The 19,267-nt window shown below is 40.5% G+C and carries 17 protein-coding genes; 4 read left to right on the forward strand and 13 right to left on the reverse strand.

Features of this window, described 5'->3' with window-relative positions:
• Window positions 1-627, forward strand: a complete 627-nt coding sequence (locus HMPREF1551_RS04840; RefSeq protein ID WP_021627934.1) for an aminotransferase class IV — start codon at window positions 1-3, stop codon at window positions 625-627.
• On the opposite strand, the gene HMPREF1551_RS04845 is transcribed toward HMPREF1551_RS04840, so the two are convergent.
• From HMPREF1551_RS04845 to HMPREF1551_RS04895, 11 genes are all read right to left on the reverse strand, one after another.
• The gene (locus HMPREF1551_RS04845; protein WP_021627935.1) at window positions 574-1,581 is read right to left on the reverse strand and encodes a 3-oxoacyl-ACP synthase III family protein; all 1,008 of its coding nucleotides are present in this window, start codon (window positions 1,579-1,581) and stop codon (window positions 574-576) included. The two genes, HMPREF1551_RS04840 and HMPREF1551_RS04845, sit on opposite strands and share 54 nt — an antisense overlap.
• A gap of 61 nt (window positions 1,582-1,642) precedes the next feature.
• A complete protein-coding gene (gene sucC / locus HMPREF1551_RS04850; RefSeq protein WP_021627936.1) occupies window positions 1,643-2,836 on the reverse strand; it encodes an ADP-forming succinate--CoA ligase subunit beta in 1,194 nt (397 codons plus the stop codon).
• Between the two features lie 102 nt (window positions 2,837-2,938).
• A complete protein-coding gene (gene rnpA, locus HMPREF1551_RS04855) occupies window positions 2,939-3,298 on the reverse strand; it encodes a ribonuclease P protein component (protein ID WP_021627937.1) in 360 nt (119 codons plus the stop codon).
• A gap of 94 nt (window positions 3,299-3,392) precedes the next feature.
• Window positions 3,393-4,118, reverse strand: a complete 726-nt coding sequence (locus HMPREF1551_RS04860) for a response regulator transcription factor (RefSeq protein WP_009745989.1) — start codon at window positions 4,116-4,118, stop codon at window positions 3,393-3,395.
• 58 nt (window positions 4,119-4,176) lie between these two features.
• Complete coding sequence (locus HMPREF1551_RS04865; protein WP_021627938.1) at window positions 4,177-5,772, reverse strand: sensor histidine kinase; 1,596 nt, start codon at window positions 5,770-5,772, stop codon at window positions 4,177-4,179.
• A gap of 61 nt (window positions 5,773-5,833) precedes the next feature.
• Window positions 5,834-6,442, reverse strand: a complete 609-nt coding sequence (gene coaE, locus HMPREF1551_RS04870) for a dephospho-CoA kinase (protein ID WP_021627939.1) — start codon at window positions 6,440-6,442, stop codon at window positions 5,834-5,836.
• The gene (locus HMPREF1551_RS04875; protein ID WP_021627940.1) at window positions 6,439-7,368 is read right to left on the reverse strand and encodes a hypothetical protein; all 930 of its coding nucleotides are present in this window, start codon (window positions 7,366-7,368) and stop codon (window positions 6,439-6,441) included. Before HMPREF1551_RS04875 ends, coaE begins: the two co-directional genes overlap by 4 nt.
• A 154-nt stretch (window positions 7,369-7,522) precedes the next feature.
• The gene (locus HMPREF1551_RS04880; RefSeq protein WP_021627942.1) at window positions 7,523-7,921 is read right to left on the reverse strand and encodes a DUF5606 domain-containing protein; all 399 of its coding nucleotides are present in this window, start codon (window positions 7,919-7,921) and stop codon (window positions 7,523-7,525) included.
• Between the two features lie 12 nt (window positions 7,922-7,933).
• Entirely contained in the window at window positions 7,934-8,530 is a 597-nt protein-coding gene (gene def, locus HMPREF1551_RS04885) for a peptide deformylase (protein WP_034544314.1), read from the reverse strand.
• Window positions 8,531-8,594: 64 nt separating this feature from the next.
• Complete coding sequence (locus tag HMPREF1551_RS04890) at window positions 8,595-9,047, reverse strand: hemerythrin domain-containing protein (RefSeq protein WP_021627944.1); 453 nt, start codon at window positions 9,045-9,047, stop codon at window positions 8,595-8,597.
• A 72-nt stretch (window positions 9,048-9,119) separates the two neighbouring features.
• The gene (locus tag HMPREF1551_RS04895) at window positions 9,120-9,500 is read right to left on the reverse strand and encodes a DUF1573 domain-containing protein (RefSeq protein WP_021627945.1); all 381 of its coding nucleotides are present in this window, start codon (window positions 9,498-9,500) and stop codon (window positions 9,120-9,122) included.
• Between the two features lie 161 nt (window positions 9,501-9,661).
• Between HMPREF1551_RS04895 and HMPREF1551_RS04900 the strand changes: the two genes are divergently transcribed.
• Window positions 9,662-12,292 (forward strand): valine--tRNA ligase, encoded by a 2,631-nt coding sequence (locus HMPREF1551_RS04900; protein WP_034544316.1) that lies wholly within the window; start codon window positions 9,662-9,664, stop codon window positions 12,290-12,292.
• A 136-nt stretch (window positions 12,293-12,428) separates the two neighbouring features.
• A complete protein-coding gene (locus HMPREF1551_RS04905) occupies window positions 12,429-14,990 on the forward strand; it encodes an ATP-dependent Clp protease ATP-binding subunit (protein WP_021627947.1) in 2,562 nt (853 codons plus the stop codon).
• A gap of 40 nt (window positions 14,991-15,030) precedes the next feature.
• On the opposite strand, the gene HMPREF1551_RS04910 is transcribed toward HMPREF1551_RS04905, so the two are convergent.
• Both HMPREF1551_RS04910 and HMPREF1551_RS04915 read right to left on the reverse strand, forming a co-directional pair.
• Complete coding sequence (locus HMPREF1551_RS04910; RefSeq protein ID WP_021627948.1) at window positions 15,031-17,292, reverse strand: helix-turn-helix domain-containing protein; 2,262 nt, start codon at window positions 17,290-17,292, stop codon at window positions 15,031-15,033.
• A 70-nt stretch (window positions 17,293-17,362) separates the two neighbouring features.
• On the reverse strand, window positions 17,363-17,788 hold the full coding sequence (locus tag HMPREF1551_RS04915; RefSeq protein WP_021627949.1) for a hypothetical protein: 426 nt from the start codon (window positions 17,786-17,788) through the stop codon (window positions 17,363-17,365).
• Window positions 17,789-17,949: 161 nt separating this feature from the next.
• Between HMPREF1551_RS04915 and mtaB the strand changes: the two genes are divergently transcribed.
• Window positions 17,950-19,266 carry a tRNA (N(6)-L-threonylcarbamoyladenosine(37)-C(2))-methylthiotransferase MtaB gene (mtaB, locus tag HMPREF1551_RS04920; protein WP_021627950.1) on the forward strand — a complete coding sequence of 439 codons (1,317 nt, stop codon included), beginning with the start codon at window positions 17,950-17,952 and terminating at the stop codon, window positions 19,264-19,266.
• Window position 19,267 lies beyond the last annotated feature (1 nt).

Below are 19,267 nucleotides of genomic sequence, written 5' to 3' on the forward strand. Positions count from 1 at the left end.
ATGCAAGAAAATAAGTTTATAGAGACCCTAAAATTGTTAGATGGTCATGTTTTTCATATCGAATATCACCAAGAACGCTTAAGGAATACTTTTTCTCACTTTTTCAGTGATGAAAAAGTATTTTCTTTAGAAACTATTCTAAGCGATACCATTCTTCCGACAAAAGGAAAATACAAAATTCGCTTCGTATATGATGCTTCTTCTTATTTTTTAGAAATACTTCCCTATCAAACAGCCACTATCCATTCCATAAGCTGTGTGGAGGTCGGAGATATGACCTATTCCTACAAATTTTTAGATAGAGAAGCACTTAACCAACTTAAAAAAGAAGCCCCAACCGATGAGGTTATCTTCATAAAGGAAGGAATGGTCACCGATAGCAGTTATGCCAATTTGGTATTCTCTGATGGGGTCAAGTGGTATACCCCTACTACTTTCTTGCTTAATGGCACTTGCCGACAACGACTTTTGAAAGAAGGGAAGATAGAAGAACGCCCCATATTCCAAGAAGATATCACCTCCTTTAGGTATATAGGGCTTATCAATGCTATGTTGGACTTAGGAGAGCTTATCCTACCACTTGATCACTACACTTCCCCAAGTGAAACCACTACCGAAGGCTGCTAAGAGTACCGTATCATCCTCCTTGATACGCCCTTGTTCCACTGCTTCGGCTAAGGCTATCGCTATAGAAGCCGCTGTGGTATTGCCATATCGTTGGATATTGTTGAATACTTGTGCATCAGAGAGCTTGAATTTCTGTTGGATAAACTGCGCTATACGCAGGTTGGCCTGATGAGGTATGAATAAGTCTATATCGCTTTCGGAGAGCTTATTGGTCTTAAGGGCTTCGATAATTACTTCCGAGAAGCGTACCACTGCATTTTTGAATACAAACTGCCCATTCATATAAGGAAAATAAGAAGTGTCTTCGGGGTCATTCTCCTTCAGAAGATCGGTCACCCACTTCTTCCCTACTCCAGGGGTGATGATTGCCAATTCTTCAGCATGGGCTCCTTCACTATGTAGGTGAGAGGAGAGAATACCCTTTCCTTGTTTTTCAGAGCGGGAAAGCACCGCGGCACCTGCTCCATCCCCAAAGAGTACAGCCATATTGCGCCCGCGAGTGGTAAGGTCTAAGGCAGGCGACTGCATCTCGGAGGCTATAACTAAGATATTCTTATACATTCCTGTCTTGATAAACTGATCGGCTACCGATAAGGCATAGATAAAGCCTGAACACTGGTTGCGAATATCCAAAGCCCCTACCGTATTAAGGCCTAATTCTCGCTGTGCCAAAACCCCACAACCTGGGAAATAATAATCAGGACTGAGAGTAGCAAAAATCAAAAAATCAATATCTTCCTTGGCTATATGCGCTTTTTCCATAGCCATTTGAGCCGCACGTACCCCCATAGAAGTGGTCGTATCCTTACCACGGGTTGCAAAATGCCGCTGCTGTATACCAGTACGCTCTTGAATCCAAGCATCAGAAGTGTCCATGAGCTTGGAGAGGTCATCATTGGTCACCACATTTTCAGGCACATAATACCCTGTACCTGTGATAATAGAGTTATACATAAGCTATTATATTAAAAAGAAAGCCTTGACAAGCAAGGCTTTCTAAGGATAAATTGTAATTTTACTTCAATACTTCTTTTACTTTGTCGGCTGCTTCCTGAAATTGGATGGCAGAATGTACCGCAAGGCCAGACTTATCAATCAATTCTTTAGCAATTTCAGCATTGGTTCCTTGCAAACGTACAATAATAGGCACCTTAATGTCGGCTCCCATATTCTTATATGCATCTACAATACCTTGAGCTACACGATCACAACGCACAATACCACCGAATATATTCACTAAAATAGCCTTTACGTTGGGGTCTTTAAGGATGATACGGAAGGCTGTTTCCACACGTGCAGCATCGGCAGTACCTCCTACATCCAAGAAGTTGGCTGGTTCACCTCCTGCTTGCTTAATCAAGTCCATAGTAGCCATCGCCAATCCAGCTCCATTGACCATACAGCCCACATTACCGTCGAGGTCTACATAGTTCAATCCAGCGGCCTTAGCCTCTACTTCGATAGGACGTTCCTCACGAGTATCACGCAATTCGGCATAGTCTTTGTGGCGATAGAGGGCATTGTCATCAATTGTCACCTTAGCATCTACAGCCAATATCTTATTATCGGAAGTCTTCAAAACAGGATTAATCTCAAAAAGGCTTGCATCAGAAGAGATATAAGCTTTGTAGAGAGCTGTTACGAACTTTACCATTTCCTTGAAGGCTTCTCCTTCGAGTCCTAAGTTAAAAGCTACATTTCTTGCTTGGAAAGGGAGCAGTCCTAATTCGGGGTCTATCTCCTCGGTAAAGATCAGATGAGGTGTTTTTTCAGCTACGGTTTCTATATCCATACCTCCTTCGGTAGAATACATAATCATATTCTTTCCTTTGGCACGATTGAGCAGTACGGACATATAGAATTCTTTTGGTTCGGTTTCCCCTGGATAGAATACATCTTCGGCAATAAGTACCTGATGTACTTTTTTCCCTTCCTTAGGAGTCTGTGGAGTGACGAGGTTCATTCCGATAATCTGAGAAGAGATTTCTTTAACTTGGTCTAAGTTTTTAGCCAATTTCACTCCTCCTCCTTTACCACGTCCACCTGCATGGATTTGAGCTTTTACCACATACCATTGGGTACCAGTGTCTTGAGTTAGTTTTTCAGCAGCTTTCACGGCCTCATCGGCTGTAGCGGCTACCACACCACGCTGTATGCGCACTCCGAACCCTGAGAGGATTTCCTTTGCTTGATATTCGTGTAAATTCATAATATAACTTTATTTGTAGTTGCAAATTTACAAAAAAATAATGACATAACCTATGATTTTCTATTATTTTTTCACGAGCAAAATCTCAATAGAAAACAGCGCTTAGTCGGACAAGGAAAATTGTTTTAGCAAGGCTGCTACCAAAGTGTACATTTGCTCATAAGAAATCAGCTCCTGACCCATATAGATAAAAGCCAAGGAATAGGAATGTTCTAAGGAAGATAGCTGGTGTTTTTCCCTGCGATAGCTCTCCCTAATGAGCCGCTTGATACGGTTCCTATCCACTGCTCTTTTGAGTTTTCTCTTAGGGACACTTATGAGCAACTGAGTAGGCGCCTGCTCTTTGTCCAAGGAAAGATAGAGGAGCTTCAAGGGATACTTTTTGAGACTCTTTCCCTGCTCGAAAAGGGCTTGTATCCTATGATAATTACACAATCTGTCTGTTTTAGGAAAACAATTCATATTTGGTGATAGGGATTAGGGATAAATAAAAAGTAAAAGGTAAAAAGATACCTTTACTTTTTACCTTTTAACTAAATAAGTTTTTTACTTTAATTTAAGCGTTTTCTTCTTCGTCTTCCTTACCGGTAAGTAGGCGGAAACCTTCTCCATGTATATTGACGATCTCTACATTTTCATCCTTTTTGAGGTACTTGCGGAGCTTAGCAATATATACGTCCATACTACGGGAAGTGAAGTAGTTGTCATCTTTCCATATTTTGTTAAGAGCGAGCTCACGTGGCATAAGGTCATTCTCATGTAGTGCCAATAGGCGTAGAAGCTCATTTTCCTTAGGAGAGAGTTTCAAAGGTTCCTCGTCCTTATAGCGAAGGAAACGAAGCTTAGAGTTGAGGAAGAAATCCCCTATTTGGAACTCAAATTTCTTGCTATCAATTACCGTATCGATAGATTTTCTTTGGAGCATTGCGCGGATTTTCATGAGCAATACTTCAGAGTCAAAAGGCTTGTTGAGATAGTCATCGGCTCCTGATTTGTAACCTTTGATCACATCTTCACGCATAGTTCTTGCGGTAAGGAAAATAATAGGCACTTTCTCATTTTTCTCACGAATTTCTTTAGCAAGGGTAAAACCATCCTTATAAGGCATCATTACGTCCAAGATGCACATATCATAAGGATCCTTACGGAACTTATCAAAGCCTTCCATCCCATTTTTAGCCAAGGTAACATCGAAGCCACTCATGGATAGGTAATCTTTTAGTACAGTTCCAAAGTTGGGATCGTCTTCTACTAATAGAATTTTTTTATTAACTGCTTCCATTATTTCAAATTTAAATTATTATTTTTTTACGTTTATATATTATCAGTATTTTCTATATTTAGATAATCAAAGGAACCTTTATCACAAAGGTACTTCCTTTTCCTTTCTCACTTTCGGCATACACTTCTCCATCGTGATACTTTACAATTCGCTTAACATAGGCCAGTCCCAATCCATGTCCTTTGACATTGTGTAGGTCTCCGGTATGCTCACGATAGAATTTTTCAAAAATCTTCTTCAGAACGGCCTTACTCATTCCTTGTCCTTTGTCCTGAATACGAATAACCAATTTGTTATGAGCCACTTCGGTAAAGACATCAATATCAGGAGCTTCGGACGAATACTTGATAGCATTTTCTAATATATTGACTATCACATTGGTAAAATGCATTTCATTGGCCAAAATATCCGAGTTTTCGGCATGCAAATGTTTCTTTATCTTACCTTTTCTATCCTCGATCAAGAGCTGTACATGCGCCACTGCATTTTCTATAAGTTCATGAGCATCAAGAGGTTCCTTCTCTATCTCTACCTGGTTTTTGTCCAATTTAGAGATTTGCAAAACATTCTCCACATGTGCGTGCATGCGTTTGTTTTCATCTCTTAGCATCTTCAGATAGAAAGACATTTTTTCCATATCGGACATCACCTGAGGGTTCTTCATCGCATCAAGAGCCAAATTAATGGTTGCGATAGGGGTTTTGAACTCATGAGTCATATTATTAATGAAATCCGTTTTGATCTCATTGATTTGTTTTTGGGTACGCATTTGGATGAAAGTCTTAGCGAAAGCCCAAATAATAATTGCTGTAAAGATACAAACCCATATAGCCAGCATAATTACCGAGGAGAGCAAGTAGCGTTGCCTATCGGGAAAATGCACTTCCAATAGATAATGTGAATCCCCTTGTTGGTTTCTTAGCAGCGGAATAGTGTATATATTCTTTGCCTTAGGGTCAAATTTTTGAGAAGCGATAGAGGTTTTCTCCTGTCCTTGAGGTTTAGATGTATCATAGATTGCAAACTCAAAGTCAAGGTTCAGGCCTCTATTTCTAAGTTCTCTTTCAAGGAGGACATCCAGCTGAGAGGTTGTTATTCTATCCTCTATAGAGAGCTTGGCTGATACCTCACGGAATAGTTCCTCGAACATGGCCTTGTCAAAGGAGGTGATACGTCCTGTTTTTTCCTCAACCGTAGTTCCACCGAAGCGCTGTCCGTCCAGTCCCTTCGTAGGGCCAAAAGTACGAGAGGTCTGCTTACTTACATAATTTCGTATTTGGGTGGTATCCCCTTTGGGAAGGTTAAAGAGTTCGGAAGGCACCTTATAACCTTCCTCCAATACTTGATGTTTGTAAGTGAATGTTTCCTTGGTATTTTTATTCTCTTGTACAAAAACGAGATCACGAATTTGTGACGATTTCAAAGAACCTAAGCTATCTTTTCCTTTTAGCTCTATAAATCGGGTAATATATCTATTGATTTCTCTAAGTTCTACAGATTCAGAGACGGAATTTAGCGTTTGTTGCACTGAATGAGTGAAGGCTTCTTCCTTATTATCAATAGAGCTTTTTACCCAATAAAACTGAATAGATATAAGCCCTATAAGGGCTATAGGCATGAGTATTAGAGCTACAATATAACTTCTCTTATTCATCAGGCAAAATTATAATTAATTTTTTGATTTATTTAGTTTTTAACAATGTTTAACTTTTTGGTTAATTTTCTGCATTTTCAATGGTCATTTCCATTATTTTAGAATGGATTGTTTTGATTTTATCTAAATTTCTAAATAATTCTCTATTATCAACGACAAATGTTGATAATTTTATTTTATTTTCGTCATTCCATTGATTTTTTATTCTTTTTAGCACAGTTTCTCTATCAATTTTATCACGGAGCATTACTCTATTTATTCGTTCTTCCAGGGGAGCCGTTACGGTAATGATACAATCACAATCCTTATAGGAGCCACTCTCAAAGAGAATAGCAGATTCTTTGATCACATAGGGGCTATGTTGAGAGCGTTTCCATTGCTCAAAATCCTCCTGTACATAAGGATGTATGATAGCGTTGAGCGCTTGAAGCTTAGCTGGGTCGGAAAAGACAATCTGGGCTACAAAGGCTGTATTGTACTTTCCTTCTACAAAGGCCTGCTGACCGAGGAGTTCTTTTATCCGTTGTTGTAATGCTACATTATGAGCTATCAGCTCCTTTGTCTTTACATCAGCTATATAGATAGGAATGGCAAACTCAGAGGCAAAAAGACGAGCGATCGTCGTCTTACCACTTCCTATTCCTCCTGTAAGTCCTACGGTTATAATCATGGGTGTATGATAAGATATTCTACTTGGGTGTGTTCTTGAAGGTTTACCTCTATATCATGAGGTTTCTTGGAGACCTTCAGGGGGATGGTTCGCTCTTTTCGTTGGTTATAGTCTGCTACAATCACTATATCAGAAGGTTTTAGCTCTCTTATAGTCTGCATATTTCCGGATAGCAATATATTTGTTCTATCGGGAAGTAGTTTCACCTCGGCTGAGAGTGGCTGATGCTGTAATTGTATAGGTACTTGCATGAGCTGTTCTGTCACCCGAATTATCTGTAATGAATAGTTTATCTTATCTGTACCATAATGTATCCGAGAGGTGCTTTTAAGAGGGATATCCCCCGATAGTGAGTGGCTTATTTTATTATTCTTCTTTATCTTAAGATAGACCGCTGTAAGGGTATCTATCTGTCGCTCTTGGCTACTTACCCAAACAGAATCTGGAAAAATCTGGTAAGAATCAATACGATAATCCTCCTGTAGGGGGAATAAAAACTGTAATCTCACGGGGACTTTCTTCCGTTGCATCTTATGATAGTGAATGCTCAACGTATCAGGATGGATACTTAGGAGCTTGGCATCAGGAAAATAGGCTTTGTTCAGCTGGTTGATCATGGCTTTGCTTAAGACATACCTTCCTCTGCCCAGCTTTCGAAGCTCACTCACATTTAGAGAGAGGGTAGGAGTAGAGAAAGCATATCTAAGTAAGGTAAATCCTATTGCTTCCAATTCCACTTTTACGGTAGAGGTAGTCTGTGCATCCATAAGTTCACCTAAGGCAGCTTTCGGATAATTCACCTCTACTGTATATAGCTGGGTGGCTGGCTTAGAGAGGTTACCTACTAGCCATGTAAGTGCTGCCAATCCTATACAAAAGAGCACTCCTATAGTGTGTTTGGAAAAAAAATACCTATTTGCTTTCATTGTCGCAAATTTAAGGCTTTATTTTTAAAAAAACAAAAAAAATTAAAGTTTTTTTCATTTTTTTATCTCCAAAAAAATACACTTTGTAGAAGCCTTTTCTGTGACTTCCACAAAGTGATTTATCAATAGGTTAATTAATATACAATCTATATTGTTAGTTTTCAGTATCCTCATCTAAGAATCCTCTATCAATCAAAAGGTTATACCATTGTATAATTTTCTTTATATCACTTGGATATACCCTATCCTCATCATAATCAGGAACAACAGAGAAGAAATAAGCCTCCAATTCGGCATCGGGAGCCTTATGAGAGATTTTTGTTTTATTATTTCCCTCTTTTTCCTTAATAGCCTTAAATATTTCCTCAAGAGGTTTTTCTCCTTGTAGGGTATAGATCGCAATTTCAGAGAGCAGACTTACATTGTTTCTCAGTCCTATACTAATACGTTTATCATCGAGAAGGGAAAGCGCTAAGAATCCTGTTCGAGTGCGGGATTGCAGCTGATAGAGACCTGGTTTTCCTGAAATAGTCAATATTTGATTAAGCTTCATTATATTGTATTTTTAACGAGTTCTTTTTTTATTTGTTTCGAAAAATTTCATTTTATAGCTCACCTTTACTTTTCCACTACTTATATTGTTGAGTTTGTTCTTAAGTAGTTGTTTTTTGAAGGATGAGAGATGATCGGTAAAGAGGATACCCTCTATATGATCGTATTCATGTTGGATAACACGTGCGGCAAGTCCTGTGAAGGTTTCAGTATGCTTTACAAAGTGTTCATCTTGGTATTCTATGACAAGGGTAGGCTTACGAGAGACATCCTCAGTAACTCCAGGAATACTTAGGCATCCTTCATTAAAAGCCCAAGGCTGTCCTTCTTCTTCAATAATTTTGGCATTGATAAAAACTTTCTTAAAGTTTTTGAGGTACTCTTTTTCCTCTGAAGTAAGGTCTTCATTTTCAGAAAAGCCATTGGTATCTACTACAAAAAGGCGAATAGCGAGTCCTACCTGAGGAGCAGCAATCCCTACCCCATTGCTATGATACATAGTTTGAAACATATCTTCAATGAGCTTAGGAAGCTCTGGATAATCTTCAGGGATGGTATCACATACTTTCCTAAGGACGGGATCTCCGTAGGCTATAATAGGTAATATCATAAACAAATTTATTAAGGGTGCAAAGATAGAAATTTTCTTTGAATTAATACTATTTTTTAGGAAATCATTTCCAAAATTCGTCGGCATATTCCTCTACTTCGGTATGATGCTCCTCGGTAAGATTTTTCCCTATTTGCTGAAGCGCTTCATCAGAAAGGTTTTCTTCCATATAGGGAAAGAGTACGCGCTCTTCGTAGCGGATATGAGCATTGAGCAATTCGGCATATTCCTCAAGTAATTTGACAGTAGGTGCCATAGCGAGTTGTGCTATGATTTGCCTGATTTGTTCATGTTCACGTAGGGCTTGGTCTATCAATTCATGTTTGATATAGGGGAAAAGATATTTTTCCTCTTCTAAGAAGTGTGCCTCTTGATTCTGTTGCCAATAAGAAGAGATATAAGCAGCGATACGTTCTGCAGAGATTTCTTTTTTGAGTCCTTGTCTTATTTTCCAAATATGAAGTAGGCCAAAATGATGATCACGCGAGAGCAACACTATATTTTCATTTCGTTTCATATTCTCTTTATTTGTAAGAAAAGCTGTTCCCTCCTTGGAAGGAACAGCTTTTGAAGTATTTTAGATTAACTATTAGTTATTAGCCTCTACTTTACCTTTAATTCTAAGGGCTATACTAGGAGTATCAGTTGCATTGGAAGTAACCAAGATGGTTTTAGCAATGGCCCCTACACGTTGAGTATCGTACTTTACTTCAATTTTTCCAGTAGCTCCTGGAGCGATAGGATCTTTTGGATAAGAAGGTACTGTACAACCACAGCTTGAAGCTGCTCCTGAAATTACAAGAGGAGCTTTACCTGTGTTTTTGAACTCAAATACACGAAGTCCATCGGCTCCTTGTTTGATTGTTCCGTAGTCGATTTCTTCGGTAACGAATTTGATTTCAGCTTTGTTTTGCGCTTGTGCAACAAATCCAAATGTTACAGCAAGTAGGAAAAATAGGATTTTTTTCATTGTTTAAAAATTTAATTTATAATTTAGTTTCTTCGTTTTAACTAGGTGCAAAATTACAATACTTTTTTTAAAAACAAATATCTTATGTAATTTTTTTTTTTTAATTTTGTCCCGTCATTAAATCGTATGACACTTATACACTAACAAATATCATGCCAAAGATGGAAATTACGACAAAATATTCACCTGAAAACTTCGAAACCAAGTGGTATAGCTATTGGATGGAGCACGGATTTTTTAGCTCAACTCCCGATAAACGAACACCTTATACCATTGTTATCCCTCCACCAAATGTTACCGGTGTGCTACATATGGGGCATATGCTGAACAATACCATACAGGATGTACTCATTCGCCGAGCACGCCTCAAGGGGTTCAATGCTTGCTGGGTACCTGGTACCGATCATGCCTCTATCGCCACAGAAGCCAAGGTAGTGGCCAAACTCAAGGAACAGGGCATCCAGAAAAAAGACCTCTCACGAGAAGAGTTCTTGGTGCATGCTTGGGAATGGACACATCAGTATGGAGGGGTTATCTTAGAACAACTCAAGAAATTGGGCTGTTCTTGTGATTGGAATCGTACCAAATTCACCATGGATGACGACCTATACCAATCTGTCATCAAAGTATTTGTAGACTTATATAATAAAGGTTATATCTATCGCGGCTACCGCATGGTCAATTGGGATCCTCAGGCCAAGACAACCCTTTCGGATGAGGAGGTTATCTACAAAGAACAAAATGGAAAACTCTATTACCTTATATACAAGGTAGAAGACACTGAAGAGTACCTTACCGTGGCTACGACCCGTCCTGAAACAATCTTTGGAGATGTGGCTGTGTGTGTCAATCCGAACGATGAACGCTACCAGCACCTAAAGGGAAAGAAAGTAATTGTACCTGTGGTAGGACGTGCCGTTCCTATTATCCAAGATGAGTATGTGGATATGGAATTTGGTACAGGAGCCTTGAAAATCACCCCTGCCCATGACATCAATGACTATGAAATAGGCCTGAAGTACCAACTGCCTATCTTGGATACCTTCACCGATGAAGGAAAACTTAACGAACATGGTAAGCATTACGAGGGTAAAGACCGTTTCACTGTACGTAAAGAAATTGTCAAAGAATTAGAAGCAAAAGGATTACTTGCCAAAACAGATGACTATACCAATCATATAGGTACTTCCGAACGCACAGGTGCTATAGTGGAACAACGCCCCTTAGACCAATGGTTCCTCAAGATGGAAGAACTGGTAAAACCTGCCCTCAAAGCAGTCTTAGAAACTGAAGAAATCAAACTGTACCCTAAGCGCTTTGACAACACCTATCGCCATTGGTTAGAGAATGTACGTGACTGGAATATCTCTCGCCAACTCTGGTGGGGGCAACAGATTCCTGCCTACTATTATGGAGAGGGAAAAGAAGACTTTGTCGTGGCTGAAACCAAAGAAAAAGCTCTGATATTAGCCAAAGAAAAAGCACATAATCGAGCCCTTACCTTGGAGGATTTGCGCCAAGATGAAGATGCTTTGGACACTTGGTTCTCCTCCTGGCTTTGGCCTATGAGTGTATTCAATGGGATATTGGAGCCAGAGAATGAAGAGTTCAAGTACTACTACCCTACCCAGGACTTAGTGACAGGCCCGGATATACTCTTCTTCTGGGTGGCCAGAATGATTATTGCTGGGTATGAATTTGTAGGAGAGAAGCCTTTCGCTAATGTCTATCTTACTGGATTAGTAAGGGATAAGCTCCGAAGGAAAATGTCCAAGTCCTTGGGGAACTCCCCTGATGCCTTACAGCTAATCAAGGACTTTGGTGCTGATGGGGTACGTGTAGGGCTACTTCTATCCTCCTCAGCTGGGAATGACCTTCTCTTCGACGAAGCCTTATGTCAGCAAGGTAGTGGCTTTGCCAATAAGATTTGGAATGCTTTCCGACTTATCAATGGCTGGCAAACGGCTGATACACCACAGCCTGAATATGCCCAAAGAGCCATCGCTTGGTTCCGTGCTCGCTTTCAAAAAGTATTGAGTGAAACTGAAGATGATTTCAGCAAGTACCGTATCTCAGATGCACTGATGAAAATCTACAAACTGGTATGGGATGATTTCTGTTCATGGCTCTTAGAAATCATCAAGCCTGCCTATGGTGCCCCTATTGATAACCAAACCTTTACGGAAGTCATCACCCTATTTGAGGATAACCTAAAACTATTACATCCTTTTATGCCTTTCGTAACCGAAGAGATTTGGCAACAAATCACTCCAAGAACCCCACAGGAAGCGCTCATCATTGCCTCTTATCCTGAGCAAAAGCCTTTTGACGAAGGGGTTTTAGCAGAATTTGAATTGGTTCAAGACATTATCTCCGGAGTACGTACTGTCCGCAAGGAGAAAAATATTGCTTTCAAGGATGAAATCAGCCTATCGGTGATTAATAACGAGCAGCTACCTACTCATTGGGATAGCCTTATCCAAAAATTAGGGAATATACCGTCTATTTCCTATACTGATACGGCGGTAGAAGGCGCCGTTTCCTTCCGAGTGAAATCTAATGAATATTTTATTCCTATCTTGGATAAGATCAATGTAGAAGAAGAAAGAAAGAAGTTAGAAAAAGAGCTTGCTCATATACAAGGCTTTCTCAAGTCGGTAAGAGCTAAACTTTCTAATGAAAGATTTGTCAGCTCCGCTCCGGCCCCCGTAATAGAGAATGAAAGGAAAAAAGAAGCCGATGCCTTGGCTAAGATAGAAACCTTAGAGAAAAGCCTACAGAACTTACAATAATCAGGAATTACTAATTCCTTTAACAGAGATAGACCATCCTGTTAAAGTGAAGAAAACTGACAAAAAAACTATGGCATTATTTTTGCCGTATGAAGTAAAAATCATAATTTAGCCCCATAAAAGGACAACCCTATTTATGAACGATAACTTTTCACCAAGAGTAAAAAATGTAGTCAATACCGGAAAGCTCGAAGCTATCCGGATGAAGCATACTGTAGTAGGGACAGAGCATTTGCTATTGGGTATCCTTAAGGAAACGGATGGAACTGCTTTTGAGGTACTTACAGCCTTGCAAATCAATGTACCTACCTTACAAAGAAAGACAGAATCACTTGCCAATTCTATCAATTCATATTCAGAGACTTCTGCCACACAGTTGGAGAAGAGTATCCCCCTTACCCTACAGGCAGAGAGTGCTATGAAAGCTACTGTTCTGGAACAGAAAACTTTCAGGAATGAACAGATCAACACTGCACACCTACTCTTATGTATTCTTAGGAATCATAATGATCCCACTACCAAGCTCCTCAATCAGGAGAAGATCAATTATGAAAATGTAAGACAGCAGTTTGAGATAATTAATAACGAGAAAAAGCAAGATGAGAAAACTACTTTCTCCAATTCCTTTGCTTATGAAGATGATGATGAAGATGAAAAATCTGACATTTTGTCACCTTCTACCCCTCCCAAAAATAATAGTAACCAAAAAACAAACACCCCTGTTTTGGACAACTTTGGGAAGGATTTAACGCTTATGGCTCGTCAGGGTAAGTTAGATCCTGTGGTAGGCCGCTTCAAGGAAATAGAACGTGTCTCTCAAATTCTCAGTCGCCGAAAGAAGAATAATCCCCTACTGATAGGAGAACCTGGTGTTGGAAAAAGTGCTGTAGCCGAAGGGCTTGCTATGCGTATCATTGAGCGAAAGGTATCACGTGCCTTGTTCAACAAGCGCGTAGTAACGCTTGATTTGGGATCATTGGTGGCCGGTACTAAGTACCGAGGACAGTTCGAAGAACGCATGAAGGCGATCATGAACGAGCTGGAACAGAATAAGGATGTTATCCTTTTCATCGACGAAATACACACCTTGGTAGGTGCTGGAAGTGCCTCCGGAAGCCTTGATGCTTCTAATATGTTCAAGCCTGCCTTGGCTCGTGGAGAAATCCAATGTATAGGAGCCACTACCATGAATGAGTATCGCGATTCTATAGAGAAGGATGGAGCCTTAGAGCGCCGTTTCCAAAAGGTCATCATAGAACCGACTTCCTATGAGGAAACGATTGAAATCCTTAACAATGTAAAAGGGAAATACGAAGATCACCACCATGTGAAGTATACCCCTGAAGCCATTGAAGCTTGTGTGAAACTTACCACAAGGTATATCACCGACCGCTTCCTTCCGGACAAAGCCTTAGATGCGATGGATGAGGCGGGGGCTCGCGTATTCATCTCCCAAATAAAGGTCTCCAAACAGGTTGAAAACTTAGAAGAAGAGATCGAGAAAACACAAACTCTCAAGAATGATGCCGTAAGAGGTATGCGCTATGAAGAGGCCGCTAACTATCGTGATATAGAACGCAAGCTCAAAGAACAATTAGAGGCTGAAAAACTCCTTTGGGAAAAAGAATCTTTAAAAAATCGCAATGAAGTAGGCTTTGATGATATTGCCAAGGTAGTCTCCATGATGAGTGGGGTTCCTATCACTCGTATGGAACAGTCCGAAATGAGCAAGCTATCTTCCTTGGAAAAGACCATCATGAGCAAGGTCATAGGTCAGCAAGAAGCTGTACAAAAAATTGTCAAGGCTATCAAGCGCAACCGCACTGGACTAAAAGATCCTAACCGTCCTATCGGTTCATTCATCTTTATTGGACAAACAGGGGTGGGTAAGACCCAATTGGCTAAGATATTAGCTCGTGAGCTATTCGACTCGGAAGATTCGCTTATCCGCTTGGATATGAGCGAATATATGGAGAAATTCACCGTATCACGCCTCATTGGCGCCCCTCCGGGATATGTAGGCCACGAAGAAGGAGGACAACTTACCGAACGTGTAAGACGTAAGCCCTATTCGGTCGTCCTATTGGATGAAATTGAGAAGGCGCATCCTGATATCTTCAATATGCTTTTGCAGGTACTCGATGATGGATTCTTGACCGATAGTCTCAATCGAAAGGTAGATTTCCGCAATACAATTATCATTATGACCTCTAATATCGGTGCACGCCAAGTGAAAGAGTTCGGACAAGGGGTGGGCTTCTCCACCGCTGCCAAAATCTCTCAGGCCGATGAGCATGAGCGCTCAATCGTGGAAGGTGCCCTCAAGAAGGTTTTTGCCCCTGAGTTCCTCAATCGTATTGATGATATTGTGATGTTCAATGCCCTTGACAAAGAAAATATCAAAGGTATTGTAGAGGTCGAACTTGAAAAATTATTGGAACGCATGAAGGGATTAGGCTACTCCTTACGCCTTACTGAAAAAGCCAAAGAATTTATTGCAGAAAAAGGCTATGACAAACAGTATGGAGCTCGTCCGCTCAAGCGAACTATTCAGCGCTATATAGAAGATGAGATAGCAGAGAAGATTGTCCTCTCGGAAGTAAGAAAAGGGGATACCATCTCGGTGGATTATATGGATCATGAAGAAAAACTCACCTTCTTGGTTAGCAATATAAAGAATATCCCTGTAGAAGATTAAAGAACAAAAAATAAAACGCAAAGCGTGAAGAAATCATCCTTCACGCTTTATTTTTAGTATAATAAGCCTTGAATATTTTGAGGGTCTCCCAAGGATATTCCTCGCCTACAATCTCTCTTATAGCTGTAAGTGTATCCTCCGAGGATTGGGAAAAAGCAGCCTCTAAGGTACTTATCTCATCGGTTGAGAGTAGTTCTGTAACCTCTATTTTCCCTTCCCCCACAAGCTGAGCCATGTGATCATAGATTGTCCGCTCATGTATTTTCCTCTCAGCTGCAATTTGTGGTATGGATTTATGTTGCTGCCATAGCAGCAATGTCTGTTCGTAGGTTGATATTCGTTTTTTCTTTTCTTTAGGTTGTGCTATTTCAACAGGGTCTTCCATAAGCTTACCACTAAGTGTATTGTCTCTCCATTGCTGTAATACTCTTTCCAAGAGGCGCTCTCTGTAAGAATTAGCCCTATCAAAATCCGTTTTTTTCCAATCATTGGATTGTTTTTCCAATAAGGAAGTAAAAATAATCCTATCCTTGAGTAGGCGTACAATCAGTTCTATAACCATATCCTCCAAGGCGGTAAGCTCTTCGGAAAAGGCTTTTACTTGTTTCTTATTGTTAATTTGGAAATGAGTATAGAAAGTATCAAAGGCGATACGTTCCCATAGAGGGAAGAAATACTCATAAGCCTTCTCAAACCGCTCCATAAGGAAAGACAAATCATAATTAGGCGTAGCCAAAATACTCCTAAGCTGCTTTAGAAACTTTTCCGAATGTACAATAATAGCATCACAAGCCTTACTCTGCTCCACTGCCCAAGTATGGAACTGACTCTTAAGGCTCTTCCCTGTCTCTGCTTTATAGGAATTGGCATGTATCTTCCACTGTGTAGCCACCTCAAACCAAGAAAAAGCACGCAAAAGCTCCTTCTCTAAAAACTCTTTTTTATCCTCCGAAAGGATTCCTTCCAAGGATTCGGGCGCTGCCTTTTGAGTTGCATAGTTAATGATATCCGAGGAGGTATGTAGTTCCTTATCCTGAAAAGGAGAAAGCAACACCAGCCCATCAAGGCTGCGTAGGCGAGAGAGCGCCACATAAGCCTGTCCAGAGGTAAAGACATCTTCCAAGTCTATTACTGCCTTATCAAAGGTAAGTCCTTGGCTCTTATGTACTGTAATAGCCCATGCCAATCGTAATGGATATTGGATGAAAGTACCCAGTACCTCCTGCTCTATCTCCTCCGATTCGGACTTGCTCTTATAGCGAACATTTTCCCATTCATAGGTACTTACTTCTATGACTGTATCCTCATCGGCTAATTTTACTCGTATCTCTTCCTCCGAGAGATAAACCACCTCTCCTATCTTCCCATTGTAATAGCGCTTAGGAACTTCCAAATCATTCTTGACAAACATCACCTGAGCACCTACCTTCAGTGAGAGTTGTACATCCAAAGGATAAAGATACTCTGGAAAATCTCCCTTCACCTGGGCTTGATAGTGGAATTCCTTTCCTTTTATGGAGGCAAAAGCGGCTGCATTTATTTGATCAGCCTTATAGTTATGAGTGGTAAGGGTGATATAGCCATCGTTGTGCTGAGGACGAAAAGAAGGGCGAATATAGGGCTGTAGCGCCTGCATATCTTCCTTACTTATCTCATTGTTGCGCAAGTGATTGAGTATTTTTACAAAATTTGTATCGGACTGCCTATATACCTTTTCCAGTTCCAAATACAAGGGAGGATTTTCCTCTATTACCTTAGAATGAAAGAAGAAGATGCCCTTATAGTAACGTTGCAAGAGTTCCCATTCTTGAGGCTTGACCACTGGAGGAAGCTGTAATAAGTCTCCTATAAAAAGTACCTGTACCCCCCCAAAAGGCGCCGAAGACCCACGAACCGACTTTAATACAGTGTTAATCATGTCCAAGGTATCGGCACGGAGCATACTGACCTCGTCTATAATCAACAGTTCCAATTTCTTAAGCGTTCTCCGCTTATAAGCATTCATCTTTTGCCGCTGCATAAGGGTTTTAGGGGTCACCACATTCATGTTCTCTGCAAGGGATATATCCACAGCTGTAGCAGGTACAAAAGTAGCTATTGGCAACTGAAAGAGGGAGTGCAGTGTCACCCCTTTGGCATTGAGCGCTGCAATTCCTGTAGGAGCAGCAACCATGACATTTTTATAGGTAGAGGCGATAATCTGGTGCAATAGGGTTGTTTTCCCTGTCCCTGCTTTCCCCGTTAGGAAAATAGAACGATGAGTCTGATTGACAAAATCCAATACATACTGGGCTATATCCATGAGTACTATTTTTAGCCTACAAAGGTACAAAATTTAGGTAAAAAGTAAAAGGTAAAATCTATTATTCTTTTTACCTTTTATAAGTAACCCACATAAAGGTACTTCCTCCTTTGCGGTCGTAATGCACCCCTACCTTTCCCCAATCAAAAGAAGGCACCTCACCTATCTGCGAAGTAAGCCATTGCTTGTAATACTTCTCTGTTTGTAGCTCATACGTCTCACTCCAATCCTCCCAAGAGGTTTGTCGCTCATCCATAGAGAACTCTATAGAAAATAAATGTTCTCCCTTAAAACACAACGCTACACTAAAAAGTCTCCCCTCAAAGAAACATTGATCAAAATAGATCCAATAGTAGCCTGTTCCGACCTCCCATATCTTATGAGTAGGAAACTGCTCTCGAAGACCTGAGTAGGTGGTATCTTGGGTAATCACCACTTCTTTTATTAGTAGGAAATCCCCAGTTATAGTATCTAAAAAAGTAGGTTTCTGTTCCATAATAAGTCTTCTTTCAGTGCACAAAGATACTCCTTTTTATACAGAAAAGGGTCTTTCCTATATTTTTTATCTCTTTTCATTATTCACTTTTCACTATTGACTTGTCACAAATCATTTGTCATTATTTTTTTGTATCTTTGCCCCAAATTTCTTTTACCCTTATGAAAAAACGTGTTGCCTTTTATACCTTGGGTTGCAAACTGAATTTTGCAGAGACGGCCACCATTGCCCGTAGTTTTGAGAACGAGGGCTATGACAAGGTAGATTTCGAGGAACCTGCTGATATTTATGTGATTAACACCTGCTCTGTTACCGAAAATGCGGACAAGCAGTTCAAGCAAATTGTACGTAAAGCGCTCAAGCACAACGAAAATGCTTTTATCGCGGCTATAGGCTGTTATGCCCAGCTCAAGCCTGAAGACCTCATCGCAGTCGATGGGGTGGATTTGGTATTGGGTGCCAAAGAGAAATTCAACATTACTCAGTATATAGATGACCTCACCAAGCTCAACAAGGGGCAGATTCACTCCTGTGATATCAATGAAGCTGATTTCTATGTAGGAAGCTACTCCATAGGCGACCGTACTCGTGCTTTTCTGAAGATTCAGGACGGTTGTGATTATAAATGTACCTACTGTACCATTCCGATGGCTCGGGGTATCTCCCGCAGTGATACCATTGAAAATATCCTAAGGAATGCCAAGAAGATATCCGAGAATAACATCAAAGAAATTGTCCTCACCGGAGTCAATATAGGAGATTATGGCAAGGGAGAGTTTGGTAACAAAAAGCACGAACATACTTTCTTGGAACTGATCCAAGCCTTAGATACAGTGGAGGGGATAGAGCGCTTGCGCATCTCTTCCATTGAGCCAAACTTACTCAAGGACGAGACCATTGCTTTTGTAGCACAAAGTCGTACTTTTGTTCCCCACTTCCATATTCCTTTGCAGAGCGGTAGCAATGATATCCTCAAGAAGATGAAGCGCCGCTACCTAAGGGAACTCTACCAGAATCGCGTAGCCAAAATCCGTGAGCTGATGCCCGATGCCTGCATAGGGGTCGATGTGATAGTAGGATTCCCAGGGGAGACAGACGAACATTTTTTGGAGACTTACCACTTCCTTAACGAGCTGGACATCTCCTACCTACACGTATTTACCTACTCTGAGCGCGCCAATACCGAAGCGGTGGAAATGGATGGCGTGGTACCCAGTGAAGTACGTGCCAAGCGTAGCCGTATGCTCCGAGGGCTTTCGGCAAAGAAGCGCCATCACTTCTATGAAAAACAACTTGGTACCACCCGAGAGGTACTCTTCGAGAGTGATAACAAGGACGGATTTATGCACGGATTTACAGAGAATTATGTAAAAGTAAAAACCTCCTTCGACCCTGATCTTATTAACACCTTACAGCCTGTAGTACTCAAGAAAATAGATACAGATGGAATCGTTACGGTAGATCTCATAAACTCTTAGT

It is taken from the genome of Capnocytophaga sp. oral taxon 863 str. F0517, assembly GCF_000466425.1.
Taxonomy (GTDB): domain Bacteria; phylum Bacteroidota; class Bacteroidia; order Flavobacteriales; family Flavobacteriaceae; genus Capnocytophaga.

Excerpts from the sequence above, each read along its gene's own strand:
- HMPREF1551_RS04840 (WP_021627934.1), top strand. The coding sequence starts at position 1 with ATGCAAGAAAATAAGTTTATAGAGACCCTAAAATTGTTAGATGGTCAT.
- HMPREF1551_RS04845 (WP_021627935.1), bottom strand. The coding sequence starts at position 1,581 with ATGTATAACTCTATTATCACAGGTACAGGGTATTATGTGCCTGAAAAT.
- sucC (WP_021627936.1), bottom strand. The coding sequence starts at position 2,836 with ATGAATTTACACGAATATCAAGCAAAGGAAATCCTCTCAGGGTTCGGA.
- rnpA (WP_021627937.1), bottom strand. The coding sequence starts at position 3,298 with ATGAATTGTTTTCCTAAAACAGACAGATTGTGTAATTATCATAGGATA.
- HMPREF1551_RS04860 (WP_009745989.1), bottom strand. The coding sequence starts at position 4,118 with ATGGAAGCAGTTAATAAAAAAATTCTATTAGTAGAAGACGATCCCAAC.
- HMPREF1551_RS04865 (WP_021627938.1), bottom strand. The coding sequence starts at position 5,772 with ATGAATAAGAGAAGTTATATTGTAGCTCTAATACTCATGCCTATAGCC.
- coaE (WP_021627939.1), bottom strand. The coding sequence starts at position 6,442 with ATGATTATAACCGTAGGACTTACAGGAGGAATAGGAAGTGGTAAGACG.
- HMPREF1551_RS04875 (WP_021627940.1), bottom strand. The coding sequence starts at position 7,368 with ATGAAAGCAAATAGGTATTTTTTTTCCAAACACACTATAGGAGTGCTC.
- HMPREF1551_RS04880 (WP_021627942.1), bottom strand. The coding sequence starts at position 7,921 with ATGAAGCTTAATCAAATATTGACTATTTCAGGAAAACCAGGTCTCTAT.
- def (WP_034544314.1), bottom strand. The coding sequence starts at position 8,530 with ATGATATTACCTATTATAGCCTACGGAGATCCCGTCCTTAGGAAAGTA.
- HMPREF1551_RS04890 (WP_021627944.1), bottom strand. The coding sequence starts at position 9,047 with ATGAAACGAAATGAAAATATAGTGTTGCTCTCGCGTGATCATCATTTT.
- HMPREF1551_RS04895 (WP_021627945.1), bottom strand. The coding sequence starts at position 9,500 with ATGAAAAAAATCCTATTTTTCCTACTTGCTGTAACATTTGGATTTGTT.
- HMPREF1551_RS04900 (WP_034544316.1), top strand. The coding sequence starts at position 9,662 with ATGGAAATTACGACAAAATATTCACCTGAAAACTTCGAAACCAAGTGG.
- HMPREF1551_RS04905 (WP_021627947.1), top strand. The coding sequence starts at position 12,429 with ATGAACGATAACTTTTCACCAAGAGTAAAAAATGTAGTCAATACCGGA.
- HMPREF1551_RS04910 (WP_021627948.1), bottom strand. The coding sequence starts at position 17,292 with ATGGATATAGCCCAGTATGTATTGGATTTTGTCAATCAGACTCATCGT.
- HMPREF1551_RS04915 (WP_021627949.1), bottom strand. The coding sequence starts at position 17,788 with ATGGAACAGAAACCTACTTTTTTAGATACTATAACTGGGGATTTCCTA.
- mtaB (WP_021627950.1), top strand. The coding sequence starts at position 17,950 with ATGAAAAAACGTGTTGCCTTTTATACCTTGGGTTGCAAACTGAATTTT.